Here is a 329-nt window from a genome sequence, read left to right on the forward strand (position 1 = left end):
GCAACGGATAACTGTGCTGGTGATGTCGTGGCAACTCCTGTTGACTCAACTGATAGTTCTGATCCTTGTAACGTAGTAGTTACGCGTACTTGGACTTTTACTGATAGCTGTAATAATACATCTAGTGTGTCGCAAATAATTACTGTTTCTGATACTATTGCTCCTGTAGCTCCAGCTGCTCCAGCTGATGTAACAGTAGAATGTCTAACAGATATTCCTGCTCCTATTGATTTGACAGCAACGGATAACTGTGCTGGTGATGTCGTGGCAACTCCTGTTGACTCAACTGATAGTTCTGATCCTTGTAACGTAGTAGTTACGCGTACTTG

Annotated in this window: 1 protein-coding gene; it reads left to right on the forward strand. The window is 42.9% G+C overall.

What is annotated here, in order from left to right:
- Positions 1-329, forward strand: a 329-nt coding sequence (locus tag OS191_RS00135) for an HYR-like domain-containing protein (RefSeq protein WP_267153681.1), incomplete at both ends; no start/stop codon positions are given.

Source organism: Xanthomarina sp. F2636L (assembly GCF_026410195.1).
Lineage (GTDB): Bacteria > Bacteroidota > Bacteroidia > Flavobacteriales > Flavobacteriaceae > Xanthomarina.